Genomic DNA, 19245 nt, shown 5'->3' on the forward strand with positions numbered 1-19245 from the left:
TGTATGTTTCGGCTCTTTTTGCGATATTATCAAGCGGAACTTTTCCCTCACCATCACCAAACTCAACTTTTACGTTGATATGTCCGTCTGGCTTTTTGTGGGAAAGCAGTACTACCGTCTCGACGTGAGTACAAATTCAAATCATATCCCCACATAATCACGAAAATATTGGCAATATCTATACAGTACTAATACCGCTCATTCAACCCGTTTCCCACAAAATATAAATACCATTAATTTTGCATCACCTTGATGTAAAATCTACTCTTCTTTCTCACCGTCAATATTCTCTTCCCCTATCATACCAGCTTCCAAAGCTTGATATTCCTGATTTAACTCCCTCAATAATTCTTCTTCACTTGGCAAATATAATTTATATTTCGAAGCAAAAATTTGTGTTTCATTTTCTGGCAACGTATATTTGACCACAGATTCACTTTTGTCCGCACATAACACAATACCAATCGGTGGATTATCTCCCTCATTCATAAGCTCTCGTTCATAATAATGAACATACATCTGCATCTGCCCTAAATCCTGATGTGTTAAGTCCCCAACCTTTAAATCAATCAAAACGAAACATTTTAAGATGTAATTATAAAATACAAGATCAATTCTAAAATGACGTCCATCGAACGTTATTCTTTTCTGTCTTGCAACAAATGAAAAGCCTCTGCCAAGTTCCAAAAGGAATTTTTGCAAATGTGTAATTAACGCTTGTTCCAAATCACTTTCATAAAAATCATCATTAGGTGCCAACCCGAGAAATTCCAACACATATGGGTCACGGATAACATCTTCTGGTTTTTTCGCCGGCTCCAGTGTCTGAATTTCCGCTGCAACTTGCTCTTTATTTTTACTGGATAATAACCTTTCATAGAAGAAAGAATTTATCTGACGCTCAAGTTGTCTGGTACTCCATTGAGATTTTACAGCTTCCTGCATATAAAATTCTCGTGCATTTTCATTCTCCACTCGCATCAAAAGCCGATAATGCGTCCAACTCAATTCGCTACGCAGTGCGTAGCCATTTGGAAACGTTAAATAAAACTGCCGCATATTTTTCAAGTTTGCAACGGTAAATCCTTTCCCAAAATCTTGAGTCATTTGCTTTGATAATTCTTTCAATAAACCCGTCCCATACTCCGCCTTTTCATTACCACCCTGTTCTTCAATGATTGATTTTCCTATATTCCAGTAAGCTTCAACCATTGCAAAATTGGCAGTTTGGTAGACTTTGTTTCTCGCCGAAATTAAAATTTCTTTGATTTCGTTATAAAAAGATGCATTCATCTTATCAAAACCTGCCTTTCATTTATTGATTATTATTACCATTCTTTTTATCTTAGCAAGAACTGTATTCTGCAAAACCGATTCCTCATATGTTTCTTAATCTAACAAGCCAAGAATAGCCTTTATCTACTGCAAAACTATTTAAAATGTATCAAATTAAATATTACAAAGATTTTATCTACAATTTTCTTTATACCAGTTTTCTATCGGATCCCAAATAATATTCCCCTCATAGTAAGTTGTTCCATCTACTGTACATTTAGTGAGCAATTTCTGCGTAGCTTCTAAAACATTATTGTAGACTTTGCTTGTAATCAATATTGGTTCTCTAAAATCTCTGCCTGCCTTATTTGCTAAATGGCAGGCTGAATTCACTACATCTCCCATCCAAATAACATCATTCAAACCACTTCCAGAATATCCTGCTTTAACCATTAAAGCAACTCCATCATCAATTCCAATCCCCACATCTATTTTTTCATATTTCTTTTTACTCAACTTGTAATTTAATACATTAATCATACTACAAAGTTTTGCTGCAACATCTATTACTGCATCAACATCATCTATGTTAGGTGTCTCAAATACTCCCCAAACACAATCTCCATTAATATTAATTTCCTTACAAATCTCATAAGAATTCATTATCGCAACACATTCGGATAAAAAACATCTATACATTTTTGCTAACGTAGGTCTTTTATGTCCATCTGTTAGTTTGGATGAATCTACAATATCAATAAACAATGCCGTCACATCAACATAATAATCATTTTTATATGTTAATTTATCCCGTGTCGGAATATTACTCTTATTGTCCTCATAATCATTGTCATTAGCATCTAAAATATCATCCATTCTCTCTGCGCTATCTTCAATCTTATATACATATGTTGTGGATTTTTTGATTCCATTTGTTCCCCCCTATATCAACTGAAATATCATACACACAAACCACAGAATAACTGTTGCTAATAAAAATTTTATTCCCTTGTTATACCATTTTTCTTTTAGACTACATATTTTCGAATTTGTATGTATCTGTTCTTCTAAATCATCTATCATTTCTTTTTCATCCATATCTTTTACGGCACTCTTATAATTCTCCAATGTCATATTTCCAATAGAGCCAAAGAAAAAAATAGATGATGCATTATTAAGATTTTTCACTCTTGCAATAATAGATAACATAAAACACAAAATAGAAATAAAGCTTGATAAATATAGCAGTGCAACCAGAATGGCTGCTATAATTTCTCCGCCAGATAGTTCTGCCAGTTTTGATACCTCTGTTATTCTTTCAAATGCACTGGGCATGCCCTTTTCAAATATAACACCTATTAAAACTCCTGCTAATGCTAATGCAAATGAAACCTTGGTATCCATATTTCCTATCCATGTATTTATGATACCCAGTGTTTCATAAGCATCTTCTTTTTTAAACGCTCTATTTTCTTGCGTTTGATTATTATCGTTTTCCATGTCAATACCCCCTTATTTCCTTTATTGTTTGTAAATAGCCTTCAAAATCTTTTCTTCTTTCATACTTTACCCTGTAATTAACCAGTGCTCTTTCTATTTCATTATAAAGTTTATACAAGACATTTTCTTTATTTGCCCAATTTAATGTTGCACTTTCTAGGTCTACCCAATAGTCTGACAATTCCGCCATGACAAGCATCACATCGAATGCTTTGGAATATTCTTGAAAGTAATCATAAATTCCTATCAAATAACAACTTAATTCTAATGACACTTCTGTTGAGTTTTTTCCTATTAGTGCCCCCAATTCATATTCCTTTTCTATCATTGAAATCAAATCTTTTTTACCCATTTTATCCATGTACTCATATTCATGGTAATGTACTTTTGAAAGAATATTCTTAATATCTATATAATAATCTTTTCGTATTTCTTGCAATTCTTTTTCCGCAAAATCTCTTTCATCAAAAGCCCTTAATTTTGCTGTATTTTCATTATTATATTTATCTCTGTAATCCTGATTTTCTTTTTTCAGTTTATCCTCTAAGACAGCAAGCTGCTTTTCTCTTTGTATAAGTTTGTCTTGCAATCTCTCGATTTCTCTAATGCCATCTGCCAATCCTGCAAATGTATCCGACTCTACTGTTGTATCTTCATCTATTTTGATTGGTTTTCCTAAATCCTCTGAGAACTCCAAATAGTAATCCTTTGTCACATAGCCTTGGAATAACTTTGTTCCTTTATATTTTGCTGATTTTACAAAAACTTCCCTATACTCATCTGACATTTGCTTGAAAACATTATCTGAAATAAATATTTCTCCGCCAGATGCTATGTCTGAATATTTGCTTGCATAATTTGTTGTATTACCAACCCATACACAATCTACTTCGTTCTCTCTATTTTCATCACTTTCCAGACCATACATACCAACCTGAGTTACAAGAACCTTTCCATAATCAATTCCAATACCACATTCAATAACTTTCCCATTAACATTAGTTTTCAAATATTTATTCAAGCTATAATCAATCACAGTCTGTAAACTTCTTGCCGCATTAATTGCTTTATCTGCTGCACTGTCCACGATATTCCCGTTTTCATCAGCAGAGTCAATAAATACACCCATAATTCTGTCACCCAGAAATTGTCTTGTAACTCCTCCATTTTTTCTAACACAATCAACTGCCATTCTCATAAATGAGCGATATATTTTAACCATACTTTTTGCTTGGCTATTTTCCGTTAAGTATGTTGACTTACGAATATCAATAAATAGTATGGCTGCCATGATAGAGTAGGTTCTATTATTATCTTCCAATTGCTCTATTGTTGGAGGTAATTCTGAATCTATTTCTATTTGCTCAACAGTCTGTTCTGTTATTTTTTTAATCCGCAAATCTACTTTTTCAAAATCATTTTTTGAAAATCCCATATTTACTCTACATTCTCCTCTATAATATAAAGATAGCTTTTTTACACATTTTCACTTGCTCCACATATATTATACAATCTTTTCTTCTTTTTCGATAGTTCTAAAAATCCAGATAGCCAAATAGCCGCCTACTCAAAACCTGAACAAACGGCTATAAAATGGTATCAGATATTTATATTTAGATTATTTCAAAATGCTTCAACGCATCCTTTATCGCTTCCACTTTCTCCGCCGTCGGATGCTTCCTCGGCTGTTTCAATTCTTCTACCGCATTAGGAGCATCGTACATTGGCAGGCCTAAATCTCTCTTTACCTCTGCGATATATGCGGTATGTACTTTGAAACCGTATTTAGCTTCTATGTACTCCTTTATCATTTTGTAGGTCACTCGCTCTTTGGGCTTGTAGCTTTCCGCTCTTTTAGCGATATTATCAAGCGGAACTTTTCCCTCACCCTCACCAAACTCAACTTTTACGTTGATATGTCCGTCTGGCTTTTTGTGGGAAAGCAGTACTACCGTCTCCACATGCACGGTTCCCGGAAACATATCCACACAGCAGATCCGCTCCACCACATATCCCTGTGCCTGCAAAATCTCCAGATCCCGCTGCAGACTAGTCGGTTTACAGGAAATATAGATCATGCGATCCACGCCATATCGAATGATCTTTTCCAGTGCTTTTGGATGAATTCCTTCACGCGGTGGATCTAACACAATAAAATCCGGTTTTTCCTCAATAGAATCCAACACTTTCAAAACATCACCGGCGATGAAATCACAGTTATCCAGCTGATTTAACTGCGCATTTTCTTTCGCAGCCTCCACAGCTTCTTCCACGATTTCCACACCGATCACATGCTTTGCTGCCGGAGCCAGAATCTGTGCGATCGTTCCGGTTCCACTGTACAGATCATAAACGATCTTATCTGCCTTTTCATTCAGACTGTCTCCGATATATTCTCTTGCAGTCTGATACAGCACTTCTGCTCCCAAAGAGTTTGTCTGGAAGAAAGAAAACGGAGAGATCCGGAACTTTAACCCAAGCAATTCTTCATAAAAATAATCCTGACCATGCAGAATCTCGGTTCCTTCATTTTTTACCGCATCTGCCACACTGTCATTCTGCGTATGCAAAATGCCTGCAATACTTCCGTCCAACTCCAGTGCCAGAAGCTGTTCTTTCCAGCCATCTAAAAGTGCAGTTTCATCCACACTGCTTTCTCCTGCACCAATTTCCTGTGTGGTAGTGATCAGATCGATTAAAATCTCCTCTGTCTTTACTGCTTTTCTCACCAGAAGATGACGCAGATACCCCTCATGACGCATACGATGATAAAATGGGATATTTTTTTCTCTAAAATATTCCACTGTAGTTCCAAGAATCTTGCGGTAATCATCATCCACGATCCGACATTCATCTACGGTTACGATATCATAAAAACTGCCCCGCTTGTGCATACCTAATGCCAACGGTCCATCCTTTACCTCATCACCAAAGGTGTACTCCATTTTGTTTCGATAACCAAACTGGCGCGGACTTTTTCGAATTCCCTCAAAAATGTCTTCCGCATTCGGGACAACTGCTTTCATTAATTCCAATACCTGTCCGGATTTCAGTTTTAGCTGTTCCTCATACGGTAAGGTCTGATAATTACATCCGCCACAGACACCGTAATGTGGGCAGTTTGGCTCCGCCTGCTCTAATTCTGATTTTTCCAGAATCTCTAACAGACGTCCTTCTGCTTTTCCTTTCCGTTTTTTGTTGATCACAAAAAAAACCTTCTGTCCCGGAATGGTATTTTTTACGGTTACTTCACTGTCTTCTACTTTTACAATTCCTTTATTCGGAAATTTTACTTTTTCCACAATGCCTTCGCACATCTGTCCTTTTTTCAAATCTTTTCCCTCACAACTTCTTTATTTTCACGTACTAATTTCAGCGTCATCTCATCTCGATAATGCTATATTTTCATCTCACTGTAACTTCTCACTAAATAGATTTTCAGTTAAACTTTCACATTCATTCAAACATAATTCAACCTTTTTGCCAATCCATCTGTTTCGTTTAAAAAACGCCCACTCGCATATGTGAGTGGGCGTTCCAATACGAATCAATATCATTCAAACTCAAATCCTACGACTTAGTCTTCCTCTTCGTATTCATCATCCTCGTCATCGAAGAAATCATCTTCGAACTCGTCTTCGAATTCATCTTCAAAATCATCCATATAATCAGGAGCAAAGAACTTGTAAATGTAATGTGCTGCTACGACAACGGCTGCAACTGCTCCAACGATAGCCAGAATCCAGAGTAACTTTGTCTTTCTTTCCTCATCGATCTTCTTGGAAAATAACTCATTCAATTTTGTAATACTGATTAAATCATTGTTCATGTCATTCACTCCTTTTAATACATTAATAATGCTTCCCTGCGGCAGTATCTGTCAGAAAATACGTTTTCAATCGGACATTTTCTTTCTTATACTCTACTGTCTGTTGTTACGATGTATTCTATCATATCTTCTGTAATTTTGCAAACGATGCGAACATTTTCTTTGTTCCAACATTTTCAAAATCTACTGTCACTTCATAGTCTCTGCCACCGGATACGATCTGCTTTACCACGCCTTCTCCAAATTTCATATGACGGACTCTGTCACCCTCTGCATAGGAAAGTGTTCCAAGGTTTGCACCGCCGCCAAACTGCTTCGCCTTATTCTGGTTGATGCTGAATGTGCGGTAATAAGGTGTTCCGCCCGCTGGCTTTGCTGCACCAGCACTGCTTCCATACGGTTTTCTGGCAAAATTCTGTTTTACGCTTCCAAGATCCTTGATCGGCTCCTCTTTGCGTGGGCGGTCTTCCCGCACCTGACCGCTTATGAGGCTCCGCGGAATCTCTTTTACAAAACGGGACACCTTATGATACTGTGTTTCCCCTCTGGTCATGCGCATGCGGGCACTGGTCAGTGTCAGATGCTCTCTGGCTCTGGTAATTCCCACATAGCACAGACGCCGTTCTTCCTCTACCTCCGTCGGATCATCAGAAGTGATCGTCATATAGCTTGGAAACAGACCATCCTCCATGCCTGCCAGATACACATTCGGGAATTCCAGGCCTTTCGCGCTGTGTAATGTCATCAGCACAACATAGTCGCTGTTTTCCTCCAAATTATCAATATCTGCGATCAGCGCCACTTCCTCCAGAAATCCGCTCAGCATCGGCTGTTCCTCAGATTCTTCATAAGCCACTATCTTGCTGATCAACTCATCAATATTTTCAATTCGGGCTCTGGCTTCATCGGTGCCTTCCGCATCCAGCTCTGCCACATATCCGGTATCTTCAATAATCTCATCCATCAACTGCTCCAGACTGATATACGGCAATTTGCTTCGCAGCGTCTGAATAAATGTTACAAACGGTCGGATCTTTGTCGCTGTCGCCTTGCTTAATGTCGGAATTTCATCTGCCATTTTCAATGCAGCGTAAAAACTCATCATATTTTCATCCGCATAATCCTGCACTTTTGCAATGGTCGTGGCTCCGATTCCACGTTTTGGCACATTAATGATTCGTTTTACTGCCAGATCATCCTGCGCATTATCAATTGTTTTTAAATAACTAAGCAGATCCTTGATCTCTTTTCTGGCATAAAAGTTTACGCCGCCTACGATCTTGTACGGAATATTTTCCCGAACAAAACGCTCCTCTAACAGTCGGGACTGCGCGTTAGTTCTATATAACACCGCACTGTCTCCATAGGAAAATGTACCTTTTCTCACAAAAGAATTAATACTATGTGCAATATATTCTGCCTCATCAAATGCAGTATCAAAATCACGGCATTCGATCTTGTCTCCTGCATCTTTCTGCGTCCAGAGTGCCTTTGACTTTCTTCCTACATTATTCTGAATTACCGCATTCGCCGCATCCAGAATGTTCTGTGTTGAACGGTAGTTTTCCTCCAGTTTGATCACTTTCGCATCTGGAAAATACTGCTCAAAATTCAAAATGTTGTGGATATTCGCCCCACGGAACTTATAAATAGACTGATCATCATCACCGACGACACAGAGATTACGGTACTTGGATGCCAATAATCGCACCAGTTCAAATTGTGCCGTATTCGTATCCTGATACTCATCCACCATGATATAACGCAGACGTTCCTGGTAGGAATCCAGCACTTCCGGATCTGCCTTGAACAATTCCACACATTTCATGATCAGATCATCAAAATCCAGTGCATTATTTTTCTTCAGCGTCTGCTGATATTCCCGATAAACCTGCGCCTGCTTCTGTTTTGCATAATCGCCTGCTGCCCTAAGTGTAAACTCTTCCGGTGAGATCAGTTCATTTTTTGCAGAAGAGATCACATTTAAAAGTGCACGCTCCTTTGTCTGCTTCGTGTCGATTTGAAGTCGCTTGCACACCTCTTTCATGATTGTCTTCTGATCATCGGTGTCATAAATCGTAAACCGATTATCATATCCCAACCGATCAATATATCTACGTAAAATTCTGACGCAGCTTGAGTGGAACGTCGATACCCAGATGCTCTCTGAGCCAAATCCGACCAGATCATCGATACGCTCCCGCATCTCTGCTGCCGCCTTATTGGTAAAGGTAATTGCCATAATGTGATATGGATTTACCCCTTTTTCTTCGATCAGATAAGCGGTTCTGTGTGTCAGTACTCTTGTTTTTCCCGAACCGGCTCCTGCCAGTACCAACACCGGACCTTCCGTCTGAAAAACCGCCTCCTGCTGCTGTGTATTTAATAAATCGTATCTGCCCATAGTTCCTCCGAAACGAACATATTTTCTAGTACTTGCTATGATAGCATGAAACCCAGATAGAAGCAAGCCTCCTTCATTGAAATCAAACGGATATTCGCGATCCGCTTTCACTGCTTGCTCATAAGGAAATAGCTGCCACGCAATACAGCTTATCAGAAAGGACTTATATCTCCTCCCGATATAAGGAACTCCACCGGAGACTTCTTTAATTTGGTCAAATAGTACTTGCACTTCACTTCCGCAATGTGTTATCGTTACTGAATGGAGGTGCAATACATGACAATTGATACAAAAGACCTGCTGAACAGCATTATGGAAAGTCTGTCCCGCATTGATCACATTGAACTGGAATCGCTGCCGGACATCAATCTGTACATGGATCAGGTCATTACTTTTATGGAAAAAGAACTGCATCCTACCAAGCGAAATGAAGATGATCCGATTCTGACCAAGACCATGATCAACAATTACGTCAAGAACCGGCTTCTCCCGCCACCGGAAAAGAAAAAATACTCCAAAGAACATATTTTAACACTGGTCTTTATCTACTATTTTAAAAGTGTGTTAAGCATCAGTGATATTCAGAATATTTTAAATCCGCTGACCGACCGTTATTTTGGTGAAAAATCCTCACCTTCCCTGACGGACATCTATGACGGTATTTTCAAACTGGAAGGACATCAGGTAGAGCGGCTCAAGGAAATGATCCGGGAAGAATATATGATCAGTGAGACTGCATTTTCCGATCTGGAAGATCTGGATGAAGAAGATGCCGATTTTCTGCAGAAATTCACCTTTATCTGCCTGTTAAATTTTGATGTTTATACGAAAAAATTATTAATTGAAAAAATTGTGGATTCCATGAAAAAACCGGAATTGCCGAAAAATAAAAGGAAACGCTGAATATTCGCGTTTCCCTTTATTTTTATGATTAGATTAATAAGACGCCTACTTTTCTTCCGACTGCTGCATTCTGGCAAATACCATATCGTATCCGTCGTTTCCATAGTTCAGAGAACGGTTGACACGACTGATGGTTGCGGTGGAAGCCCCCGTTTTCTCCGCAATATCCAGATAAGTCTTCTGCTGACGCAGCATATGCGCTACTTCAAATCGCTGAGACAAAGATAAAATCTCATTGATGGTGCACACATCTTCAAAAAATGTATAACATTCTTCTTTATCTTTCAGGCATAAAATTGCTTCAAACAGATGGTCTACTGCCTCAGTTCTGATTTTTTTACTCATACTTTTACTCCTTCATTATTTTACACGTTTATTTTCGCATTTCAATTCTACTTCACTTTTTTCTTTTCTCTGTGTAAAATTTTAACATATTAAAGTTATGAAGTAAAGAGGTCAATTTATTCTTCTTCTAATTCTTCTGTTTCTTCCTGCTCCAGCAGCTCTTTTTTCATATTAGTAATAGCAAGGGACAAAATACGAAATTCGTCCTGCATATTCAAATATTCAGGAATCGTCTCCCCTACTGTTTTCAGATCACTTTCAATCTTCATTCTTACTTTTTTGTCACTGATCTTTCCAAGTCCCCACAGGAAAGAACTGTAATTCGTGTCTTTCAGGCAGGAAGAAATATAGCGTCCGGTCAGGTTACACATTTCCTGATACAGCACTTCCTCCGAATAGACATCTGTCTGATCCAGACACATTCGATGCAAAATATTCTTTGACAGTTTCACATTCTTCCGTTCCGAAAATAAATGATCCAGATTCTGTGACACCACGCGCAACTCCAGCCATCCACGCAGGAATTCATCCGCATAATCACCCTTTTTCGTTTTTGTATAACGGATATCAAATAAACGTTTGCGCAGCTCCCATTCCTTTTCGTCCGCACTTTCTTTCAGCTCATTTAAAATTTTCATTCTCTTTTCCGGATTCATTTCTTTGTAATATGCTTCGTACATTTCATTTCCCCCTTATTGCATATTTCTTTTTCTATCCTAATGAGATACTCTACATCATTTTCCCACTTTAGTGTAGCAAATAATAAGCAAAAATGCTACACATTTGCATCTTTTTATTTATTTTTTATTCTTCATTTGTTGAAAAACTTCCCGGAAAAAAGCTGGTATTTTCAACAAACAGATATTTTCTTTTTTGAGAATATTCGATATGATATTTTTATCAGAAAATTACTGACCAATGCCTGCTGAAAAACACTGGCGCATTTTCGTTTCGATTGACGAAAACATCTCGTGCATATTTATTACAGTCAGCAAAAAACATAAGGAGACAAACACCATGACAAACAAAGAACTTGTATTGAAATTTTACGATGAAGTATTTAACAATTACGACCTTTCCAATCTGGATTCCTACATGAAAGAGAACTATATCCAGCACAATCCGACTGCACCGGATGGCAGAGATGGATTCGTTAAATTTACAGACTTTTTCTTTACGTTAAAACCACATATGGATATTATTCATATTGGTGAAGATGAGGATATGGTATATGTATTCTTTAAATGCACACTGGAAAACGGAGCGATCAATAAAGTGTGTGATATTTATCGTATTGAGGATGGGAAACTGGCTGAGCATTGGGATGTGGTAGAACATAACGTGCAGGATATCGTGCCAACCCACAACAATGGACTTTTTTAGGTGGCTTAAAATTTACAAACTTCACAGAGTAAATTAAGAACTCCAGCAATTTTTTCTTGAGGAGCGATTGTTAGCGACTAAGACAAAATTGCTGGAGTTCCTATATAAACCTAACGTTGTAAATTTTTTAAGCCATCCCCATGAGACGTTGTACAAGTTTTACCGCATCGGCCGCATCCTTGGAATATCCATCAGCACCGATCTCATCCGCAAAACTCTGCGTAATTACAGCACCACCGATAATAACCTTCGTATCCATCTCTTTTTCTTTGACAAGCTCCACCACGTCTTTCATACGCATCATAGTGGTTGTCATCAGAGCAGACAACGCAATAATATCAGCATCTTCCTTAATGGCTGTATCTACGATATCCTCCTTCGGAACATCTTTTCCCAGATCAATAACACGGAAGCCATAGTTTTTCAGCATCAGTGTCACCAGATTTTTTCCGATATCATGAATATCGCCCTCTACGGTAGCGATCACGATGGTCACCTTCGGGCCTTCATCATCTCCACCGGAAAGCAACGGCTCCAGATACTCAATGGCAGTCTTCATCGTCTCCGCACTGGAGATCAGCTGCGGCAGGAAGTAGATCTTTTTTTCAAACAAAGCACCAACTTCATTGATCGCCGGAATCAATTCATCATTGATGATCGTGCCCGGCTCTTTGCCCTCTGCCAGAGCTGCCTTTACATCATCCAGAATATGCTTCTGGTTGCCTTTCATTACTGCTTTGAATACTGGGGTTCCGTCTTTGCTTTGCCTGGCTGAACCTCTGTTCTGTGGCGCCTGTCCCGGAGCCGGAACCATAACAGGTTCATTTGCTTTTCGCTCTGCGATCGCAGCCATGCGGTTGATGTAATTCAGATCCGCACCGTCTTTATTTAAAAGAAGGTCGCTGGCTGCTGCCATACTCATCGTAATGTCACTGGACGGGTTGGCGATCGCCATGGTCAGTCCACTCTGGATCGCCATGGTAACAAAAGCACCATTGACGTAACCACGGTTTGGCAGACCAAAGGAAATATTGGATAATCCGGCACTTGTTGCCAGACCAAGTTCTTCTTTACAGTAGCGGATCGTCTCGATCGTCTCAATGGCCGCACGTTTATTTGCGCCTACTGTGGCAACCAGACCATCTACGACAATGTCTTCTTTGTACATGCCAAGTTCTAATGCACGATCCATGATCTTATGAATAATTTCCTTCTTCTCATTCATATCTTTCGGAAGTCCTTCGTCAGATAACGGAAGCAGGATAAACATTGCTCCGTATTTTTTCGCAATCGGAAGCAGTTTGTCAAATTTTTCTTTTTCCAGTGAAATAGAATTGATCAGAGCTCGTCCCGGATAATGACGCAGCGCTGCCTCAATGATATCTACGTGACTGGAATCGATACAAAGCGGCAGACTGGTTGTCAGTGTCACTTCTTCAATAGCTTTCAGCATCATTTCTTTTTCATCAATACCGTTCATACCCATATTGATATCCAGAATGTGCGCACCCATTTCTTCCTGCTGCTCTGCCATCTCATTGACGATATCCATGCTGCCTTCTCTCAAAGATGCCTGCAGTTTCTTTTTACCCGTTGGGTTGATACGCTCTCCGATCACAAGGAACGGACCATCAATATCAATTTCCTGAATTTTTCGTTCAGAAGCTACCACACGTTTGCGCTCTTTCATGATTTCTGGCGGAGTCAGATCCTTTGTTTTTTCTACCAAAAGTGCAATATGCTCCGGTGTGGTACCACAACATCCACCAAGAACTGAGGCACCTGCTTCCACAAGCAGCGGTCCAAAGGATGCAAATTCCTCCGGTCCCATATTGTATACCGTATCTCCATCCATGATCTCCGGCAGACCTGCATTCGGTTTTGCCAGAAGCGGAACGTTTGCATATACTTTCATTTTGCGGATGATCTCTGCCATCTCCTGCGGACCGGTAGAACAGTTGACTCCGACCACATCCGCGCCGATACTCTGTAATACAACGATGGCTGTCTCCGGATCAGTTCCGTACAGTGTTCTTCCATCTTCATTAAAACTCATGGATGCCATGATCGGCAGGTCACAGGTCTCACGGATTGCCAAAATGGCAGCTCTCGTCTCTGCCAGACTCATCATAGTTTCAACGACAAACAAATCCACACCTGCTTCACACAGGATTTTTACCTGCTCCTTGTAAATGTCGATCAGTGTTTCCAGTTTCATGGTTCCCATCGGAGCAAGGCTCTGACCTGTCATAGTAATATTTCCACAGATCAGACCTTTGTCACCGGCTGCTTCCCGGCACAGACGAACCAGTGTGGTATTGATCTCTACCATACGGTCTTCCAGTCCATACTCCGTCAGTTTGATTCTGTTTCCGGAAAAAGTCGGCGCATACAAAATCTGCGTTCCGGCTTCGATATAACGTTTCTGAAGATTCAGAATGACATTCGGATGCTCTGTGATCCATTCCTCCGGGCAGACACCAACCGGCATTCCCGCTTTCATCAGGTTACTTCCGGTTGCTCCGTCCAGGTATACAGGACCATTCTCTATCAATTTATAAAGTTCTTCTCTTGTCATGTTTTTTCTCCTAACTAACAGGATTTTTCTGATATTGTCCCATAATTTGTTTTATGAAAAATATTCTCCGTACATTGCTTTCTCTCTATATAAATGTGTTCTCTCTATATCCAAAGGAAGTGCATATCTGATATCATATCTTTTCTACAGGACTTCTCTACAATATAAGATTACTTTTCCATTTTGTCAATAATGCGGCAGATTAATTCCACACGGTTAAACGGTGTCATGAAATAAAAACCATCTGCAACGTCTTTTAACTTATCGATCACTGCCAGTGAAATGTCCACAGCAACTGCTTCTGCCTCTGCACGGCTCATATCTGGACGATACTGCTCTACGATTTCATCCGGCACATGAATACCCGGCATCTCATTTTTGATAAACATCGCATTTCGGTAACTTACCAGCGGCATGATTCCGCAAAGGATCTTTGTGTCAAGCTCCCGTTTCATCCGCGCCAGTTTTTCCACTTCCTCGTCAGAATAGATCGGCTGTGTCATAAACCATGACACTCCTGCATCAATCTTTTTCTGCATCCGCTCAATGACTTTATCGGTATTTGCCAGATTCTGATTCAGAGCGCCGCCATAGGAGAAGGAATCCTGTAAAAATACATCCTGATTCAGCTCATTGATATATTCCATAAAACGGATGGAATTAAAATCAAAGACACTCTTTGTATTCCCACGTTCGCCGGATGGCACCGGATCTCCGGTCACAATCATCAGATTGCGGATTCCGTTGATATGTGCGCCAAGCAGTGTGGAATGCATGCTAATGCGGTTGCGGTCACGGCAGGCAATGTGCGGCATCACCGGAATGTCTACCATGGAGCTGACCTTTGCTGCCAGCAGAACAGAATCGGCTCTGGCTCTCGCCAACGGGGAATCTGCCAGTGTGATAATATCTACATTGCTTTTTTTCAGACGAAATGCACCTTCTAACAATTTCTGTGCATTCTGGTCAAACGGCGGATCAAGCTCTACCGCAATGACTTTCTCACCACGCTGTAATTTTTCCATAAACGGATTATTGCGTGTCCGGGAAACAGCATTTTCTGTACCTTTTTCAGCCACGTGCAGTTTTTCCCATGGCTCATGCTCTGCAATCATTTCACTTAAGTTACGGATATATGTCGGTGTGGTTCCACAACATCCACCAAGGATATTTACCCCAAGTTCTGCGATCTTCTGCATTTTTTCAGCATAATATGATGCACCTTCGGAGTACGCAGAATGACCGCGGACAATTTCCTGATATCCGCTGTTTGGCAGAACCTGAATAAATTTTTCATCTGACAGATTCTGGGCTTTCAGCAGATCATACATATGTGCGGCACCGATCATGCAGTTGCAGCCGTAGCTGTCAATCTCCGGCGTTTTTGCCGCTTCTGTAAACAGGCGGTTCATGCTGATTCCACCGGCAGTGTAGCCGGTTCTGTTTACCGCAAAGGAAACCATCACAAAGGCTTCCGGGCATTTTTCCTTTATATAACGTGCTGCTTCCTGCACCTCTGTAATATCTGAGAATGTCTCAAAATTGAAAATCTTTGCGCCGCAGTCCAAAAAACAGTCAATGATAAACTGATATTCTTCTGTCGGATTGCAGTGATACTCTAAAAATAAGTATTCCGGCATTGGACCGATATTTGCTGCGATAAAATGTTCTCCTGCCGCACGTTTTACTGCAATTTTGGCATTATTCCATGCGGACTGGATCACGCTGCGGATGTAGGCATCCTGCTCTGCTTTACTTTCAATACCTTTTCGGATCGCCAGGGAACGATTTGCCGCGAATGTATTGCTACGGATCAATTGTGCTCCGCTCTCCAGATATTCTTCATGGATCCGCTGAATTAATTCCGGCTCTAACAGATTTGCTTCTTCTGCCATCCTGCCGTTTTCGGATTTTTTCTGATCATAATAGGTTCCCATTGCACCATCTGTAATCAGAATATGTTCTTTTAAATAGTCTCTTATCATCACTTTTCTCCCAATTTCGTATATACTCCATTTCAGTCTGAGATTACACTCCCACTGAGGCGAACTTTCTATTGCTCACCACTTGAACGGTAAGCTTTCCTGACTGAGTTAAAAATTCAAGAATGCTCCGGCATTCTTGTTGCGAGGTGCGCGTCATGCAATTGCATGACATACTTCAACTGCGCACCTCTGTAATCCTGCCGGAGGCTATATCAGATGGGGGATTGGCTCCCACCACTGATACTAGCTTGTTTCTCACCACCTATAGGACGCCACTGAAAAAGACCTTATTTTGCGCAAAACAGTACAAGATAAAGTATATTTATATGTTTTTCACTACTATATATTGTATGTAAAAACAGTTTTTCAGTGGCGTCCCTATAGAGGTGGGAGTCATCTCCCATCTGATGTACAAATATTTTCTATTATTATAACGCATTTTAGCAGGTACAGAAAATGGTTTTTACGCCTTCTTCTGACCTGCATTGCTGTAAATTTTCTTCTTAATTCTTTTTTCTACCAATTTTAAAATACCGTTTACGCCAAGTACCATCGCCACGGACAACACAGTTCCCCAGACGATTTTTACCACATTCTGGGTACGCATGCCCTCAAATAATATGGTTCCCAAGCCGCCTGCTCCGACGGTGGAGGCAATAGTTGCAATTCCGATGGTGGAAATAATTGCGATATGGATTCCGGCGATCATGGTATCTAATGCCAGCGGCAGTCGTATTTTTCGAAAAATCTGCCCCTTCGTCATTCCCATTCCGGTGGCTGCCTCAAGAACTCCGGGTTCCACCGCCGTAAATCCGTCGGTAAAACTCTGCACCAGAATAAACTGATTGTAGATCACCAGCACCAGAATGGCTGTCTGCATGCCAAGTCCCGTCACCGGAAGCAGCAGCGCAAACAGCGCCAGACTCGGGATTGCGTAGATCATACTGGAAACCCGCATGATCCATGTCGTGATCCGCTTATGTTCCATCACCAGCATGGAAATCACAAATGCCAGCGCAATGGAAATCAGAAGCGTGATCCCTACGATCTCGAAATGCTCCAGAACAGCCTGTATTAACTTGTCATAATGTCTCGTTGTATAGGATATAAAACGTGTCATCTGAAAAAGTTTAATCCTTCCTGTACCGACTGCAGCAATGAAGCCACATATTCATTCGCCGGGTGTTCCAAAATCTCTTTTGCAGTATCAAACTGCTGAATTTTTCCCTGATTCATGATCATGATCCGGGTTCCAAGTTTCAATGCTTCTGTCACATCATGGGTGACAAACATGCAGGTCAATCCTGCACGCTCATGTATTTTCAATAATTCATCCTGCAGTTTTGTCCGGTTGATAGCGTCGATGGCTCCAAATGGCTCATCAAGCAACATCAATGACGGACCAGCTGCCAGTGCGCGGGCAAGTCCCACGCGCTGCTGCTGTCCGCCGGAAAGCTGTGCCGGATAACGATTGCGATACTGTTCCGGATTCAAATTTACCAATTCCAGCAATTCTGTCACTCTGGTATGGATCCGTTCGGCATCCCATCCAAGGATTTCCGGTACCACTGCAATATTTTTTTCAACGGTCATGTGCGGAAACAAGCCCACCTGCTGGATCACATATCCGATTTTTCTGCGCAACTGCACCGGATCTGTCTTCTGGATATTTTCGCCAAATACATGGATTTCTCCGGAAGTCGGATCATATAACCGGTTCACCATTTTCATCAGCGTGGTTTTTCCACAACCGGAAGTGCCCAGAATCGTGATCATTTCTTTTTCCTGAATCTGAAAACTGACATGATCCACGGCGTTTTCCGTTGCATTCGGAAACCGTTTTACCACATCCTGAAATTCTACTGCAATGCTCATCCTTCTATTCCTTTCTACACAGTTCCAGACAATTTTCTTCCTACTTTATATGGAAAAATGTCTGGTTTCTGTGCATCTTTTCTGATTCTTTAGTCCTGCTATTTTATTGTAGCGTAAAAATCTGCTGCTACATCTTCGTACTCTTCTTTGTCGATGTCTACCTGTGCATTTAATTTTGTCATTGTCTCTGTATCAATTGCTGCACTGATCTTGTTGATGATCTCTGCTACATCCGGATGTGCATCAATCACTTCCTGACGAACAACCGGGATAATGTTGTACGGAGGCCAGAAATGTTTGTCATCCTCTAACAGAATAAATTCATTACTGCTCAGCTGTGCATCTGTGGTGTAAGCCGGTACACAGTCTACCTCATCATTTTCCATTGCCTGATATTTCAGAGAATTATCAAAGGTATTTTTGGATTTGAAATTAAATGTTCCGTATGTCTGCTCCAGTCCCGGAAGTCCATCTTCACGCTCAAAGGTATCGGATGTTCCACCGAAACGGATATTTTCTGCATTTGCCTGAAGGTCTGAAATTGTTTTGATGCCATATTTCTCTGCCACGTCTGCACGCATGGTCAGTCCGTTTCCGTTGCTTGCCTCACACATATCCAGAACATCCAGATTGAAGTTCTCTGCATACATTTTCTTTACGGTATCGTAAGTCACCTGCGGGTCTGTCTCCATCGGCTGATCCAGAATGGTCAGCAATGCAGTACCTGTGTATTCCGGATACATATCAATCTGACCGTCGCATACTGCCTGATGGATCAGATTGTCGGATACCTCAAATTCACGGTCTACGGTATAACCTGCATCTTCCAGTGCCAGCGCATATAATTCGCCCAGAATTTTGCTTTCACTAAAGCTTTTTGCTCCAATCTTAATGGTAGTGTCCTCGTTTGCACTGCTATTGCTCTCAGTTGCTGCACTTCCATCTGCTTTCTGGTCTGTTGTTCCGTTACTTCCGCATCCCGCAAGCGCTGCAAAAGACACAACTGCAAGGATTACTGCTAATAATTTCTTTTTCATCTCTTTTTCCTCCTGTAGTTCATTCTTTGAACAATTCTTCTATATGATATCTATTGATAGTATGCTCTGGAATTTTCTCCTTCTGCACTTTGTTTTCCTTATATTTAGCAATTCATATGCTACTTTTATAT

At 40.5% G+C, this 19245-nt stretch carries 16 protein-coding genes and 1 pseudogene; 2 read left to right on the plus strand and 15 right to left on the minus strand.

Features of this window, described 5'->3' with window-relative positions:
• From DXB15_RS17735 to pcrA, 8 genes and pseudogenes are all read right to left on the minus strand, one after another.
• Positions 1-127: pseudogene (locus tag DXB15_RS17735) on the minus strand (RNA methyltransferase); the annotation flags it as partial.
• A gap of 134 nt (positions 128-261) precedes the next feature.
• The gene (locus DXB15_RS11295) at positions 262-1293 is read right to left on the minus strand and encodes a PDDEXK nuclease domain-containing protein (RefSeq protein WP_118703019.1); all 1032 of its coding nucleotides are present in this window, start codon (positions 1291-1293) and stop codon (positions 262-264) included.
• 174 nt (positions 1294-1467) lie between these two features.
• Positions 1468-2151 (minus strand): adenylate/guanylate cyclase domain-containing protein, encoded by a 684-nt coding sequence (locus DXB15_RS11300; protein ID WP_243115643.1) that lies wholly within the window; start codon positions 2149-2151, stop codon positions 1468-1470.
• A gap of 66 nt (positions 2152-2217) precedes the next feature.
• Positions 2218-2775 (minus strand): Pycsar system effector family protein, encoded by a 558-nt coding sequence (locus DXB15_RS11305; RefSeq protein ID WP_118703021.1) that lies wholly within the window; start codon positions 2773-2775, stop codon positions 2218-2220.
• Between the two features lies 1 nt (position 2776).
• Positions 2777-4210 carry an adenylate/guanylate cyclase domain-containing protein gene (locus tag DXB15_RS11310; RefSeq protein ID WP_117787096.1) on the minus strand — a complete coding sequence of 478 codons (1434 nt, stop codon included), beginning with the start codon at positions 4208-4210 and terminating at the stop codon, positions 2777-2779.
• A 178-nt stretch (positions 4211-4388) separates the two neighbouring features.
• Positions 4389-6107 carry a 23S rRNA (uracil(1939)-C(5))-methyltransferase RlmD gene (gene rlmD, locus DXB15_RS11315; RefSeq protein WP_118703022.1) on the minus strand — a complete coding sequence of 573 codons (1719 nt, stop codon included), beginning with the start codon at positions 6105-6107 and terminating at the stop codon, positions 4389-4391.
• 245 nt (positions 6108-6352) lie between these two features.
• On the minus strand, positions 6353-6604 hold the full coding sequence (locus DXB15_RS16965) for a hypothetical protein (RefSeq protein ID WP_158582257.1): 252 nt from the start codon (positions 6602-6604) through the stop codon (positions 6353-6355).
• A 121-nt stretch (positions 6605-6725) separates the two neighbouring features.
• Positions 6726-9008: a DNA helicase PcrA gene (gene pcrA / locus DXB15_RS11320; protein ID WP_118703023.1), complete on the minus strand. Its 2283-nt coding sequence runs from the start codon at positions 9006-9008 to the stop codon at positions 6726-6728.
• Positions 9009-9284: 276 nt separating this feature from the next.
• Here pcrA and DXB15_RS11325 point away from each other — a divergent pair, with 276 nt between their 5' ends.
• Positions 9285-9911, plus strand: coding sequence for a DUF1836 domain-containing protein (locus DXB15_RS11325; protein ID WP_118703024.1), 627 nt, complete (start codon positions 9285-9287; stop codon positions 9909-9911).
• A 45-nt stretch (positions 9912-9956) separates the two neighbouring features.
• Here the strand turns inward: DXB15_RS11325 and DXB15_RS11330 are convergent, their stop codons facing one another.
• Complete coding sequence (locus tag DXB15_RS11330; protein ID WP_118703025.1) at positions 9957-10256, minus strand: YerC/YecD family TrpR-related protein; 300 nt, start codon at positions 10254-10256, stop codon at positions 9957-9959.
• Between the two features lie 116 nt (positions 10257-10372).
• Positions 10373-10936, minus strand: a complete 564-nt coding sequence (locus DXB15_RS11335; protein ID WP_118703026.1) for a DUF6553 family protein — start codon at positions 10934-10936, stop codon at positions 10373-10375.
• Between the two features lie 337 nt (positions 10937-11273).
• On the opposite strand from DXB15_RS11335, the gene DXB15_RS11340 reads away from it, so the two are divergent.
• Positions 11274-11639 carry a nuclear transport factor 2 family protein gene (locus DXB15_RS11340; protein ID WP_118703027.1) on the plus strand — a complete coding sequence of 122 codons (366 nt, stop codon included), beginning with the start codon at positions 11274-11276 and terminating at the stop codon, positions 11637-11639.
• 127 nt (positions 11640-11766) lie between these two features.
• On the opposite strand, the gene DXB15_RS11345 is transcribed toward DXB15_RS11340, so the two are convergent.
• The 5 genes from DXB15_RS11345 to DXB15_RS11365 form a co-directional block, all read right to left on the minus strand.
• A complete protein-coding gene (locus DXB15_RS11345) occupies positions 11767-14217 on the minus strand; it encodes a homocysteine S-methyltransferase family protein (RefSeq protein WP_118703028.1) in 2451 nt (816 codons plus the stop codon).
• A 170-nt stretch (positions 14218-14387) separates the two neighbouring features.
• The gene (locus tag DXB15_RS11350) at positions 14388-16202 is read right to left on the minus strand and encodes a bifunctional homocysteine S-methyltransferase/methylenetetrahydrofolate reductase (RefSeq protein WP_118703029.1); all 1815 of its coding nucleotides are present in this window, start codon (positions 16200-16202) and stop codon (positions 14388-14390) included.
• 463 nt (positions 16203-16665) lie between these two features.
• A complete protein-coding gene (locus DXB15_RS11355; RefSeq protein ID WP_118703030.1) occupies positions 16666-17322 on the minus strand; it encodes an ABC transporter permease in 657 nt (218 codons plus the stop codon).
• Positions 17319-18077, minus strand: a complete 759-nt coding sequence (locus tag DXB15_RS11360; protein WP_118703031.1) for an ABC transporter ATP-binding protein — start codon at positions 18075-18077, stop codon at positions 17319-17321. Before DXB15_RS11360 ends, DXB15_RS11355 begins: the two co-directional genes overlap by 4 nt.
• Before the next feature lie 98 nt (positions 18078-18175).
• Positions 18176-19114, minus strand: coding sequence for a glycine betaine ABC transporter substrate-binding protein (locus DXB15_RS11365; protein ID WP_118703032.1), 939 nt, complete (start codon positions 19112-19114; stop codon positions 18176-18178).
• Between the last annotated feature and the right edge of the window lie 131 nt (positions 19115-19245).

The sequence above is a fragment of the Roseburia sp. OM02-15 genome (assembly GCF_003481835.1).
Lineage (GTDB): Bacteria > Bacillota > Clostridia > Lachnospirales > Lachnospiraceae > Eubacterium_I > Eubacterium_I ramulus_A.

Coding starts and splice junctions, on each gene's coding strand:
- DXB15_RS11295 (WP_118703019.1), bottom strand. CDS start 1,293: ATGAATGCATCTTTTTATAACGAAATCAAAGAAATTTTAATTTCGGCG.
- DXB15_RS11300 (WP_243115643.1), bottom strand. CDS start 2,151: ATGGATGATATTTTAGATGCTAATGACAATGATTATGAGGACAATAAG.
- DXB15_RS11305 (WP_118703021.1), bottom strand. CDS start 2,775: ATGGAAAACGATAATAATCAAACGCAAGAAAATAGAGCGTTTAAAAAA.
- DXB15_RS11310 (WP_117787096.1), bottom strand. CDS start 4,210: ATGGGATTTTCAAAAAATGATTTTGAAAAAGTAGATTTGCGGATTAAA.
- DXB15_RS16965 (WP_158582257.1), bottom strand. CDS start 6,604: ATGAACAATGATTTAATCAGTATTACAAAATTGAATGAGTTATTTTCC.
- pcrA (WP_118703023.1), bottom strand. CDS start 9,008: ATGGGCAGATACGATTTATTAAATACACAGCAGCAGGAGGCGGTTTTT.
- DXB15_RS11325 (WP_118703024.1), top strand. CDS start 9,285: ATGACAATTGATACAAAAGACCTGCTGAACAGCATTATGGAAAGTCTG.
- DXB15_RS11330 (WP_118703025.1), bottom strand. CDS start 10,256: ATGAGTAAAAAAATCAGAACTGAGGCAGTAGACCATCTGTTTGAAGCA.
- DXB15_RS11335 (WP_118703026.1), bottom strand. CDS start 10,936: ATGTACGAAGCATATTACAAAGAAATGAATCCGGAAAAGAGAATGAAA.
- DXB15_RS11340 (WP_118703027.1), top strand. CDS start 11,274: ATGACAAACAAAGAACTTGTATTGAAATTTTACGATGAAGTATTTAAC.
- DXB15_RS11345 (WP_118703028.1), bottom strand. CDS start 14,217: ATGACAAGAGAAGAACTTTATAAATTGATAGAGAATGGTCCTGTATAC.
- DXB15_RS11350 (WP_118703029.1), bottom strand. CDS start 16,202: ATGATAAGAGACTATTTAAAAGAACATATTCTGATTACAGATGGTGCA.
- DXB15_RS11355 (WP_118703030.1), bottom strand. CDS start 17,322: ATGACACGTTTTATATCCTATACAACGAGACATTATGACAAGTTAATA.
- DXB15_RS11360 (WP_118703031.1), bottom strand. CDS start 18,077: ATGAGCATTGCAGTAGAATTTCAGGATGTGGTAAAACGGTTTCCGAAT.
- DXB15_RS11365 (WP_118703032.1), bottom strand. CDS start 19,114: ATGAAAAAGAAATTATTAGCAGTAATCCTTGCAGTTGTGTCTTTTGCA.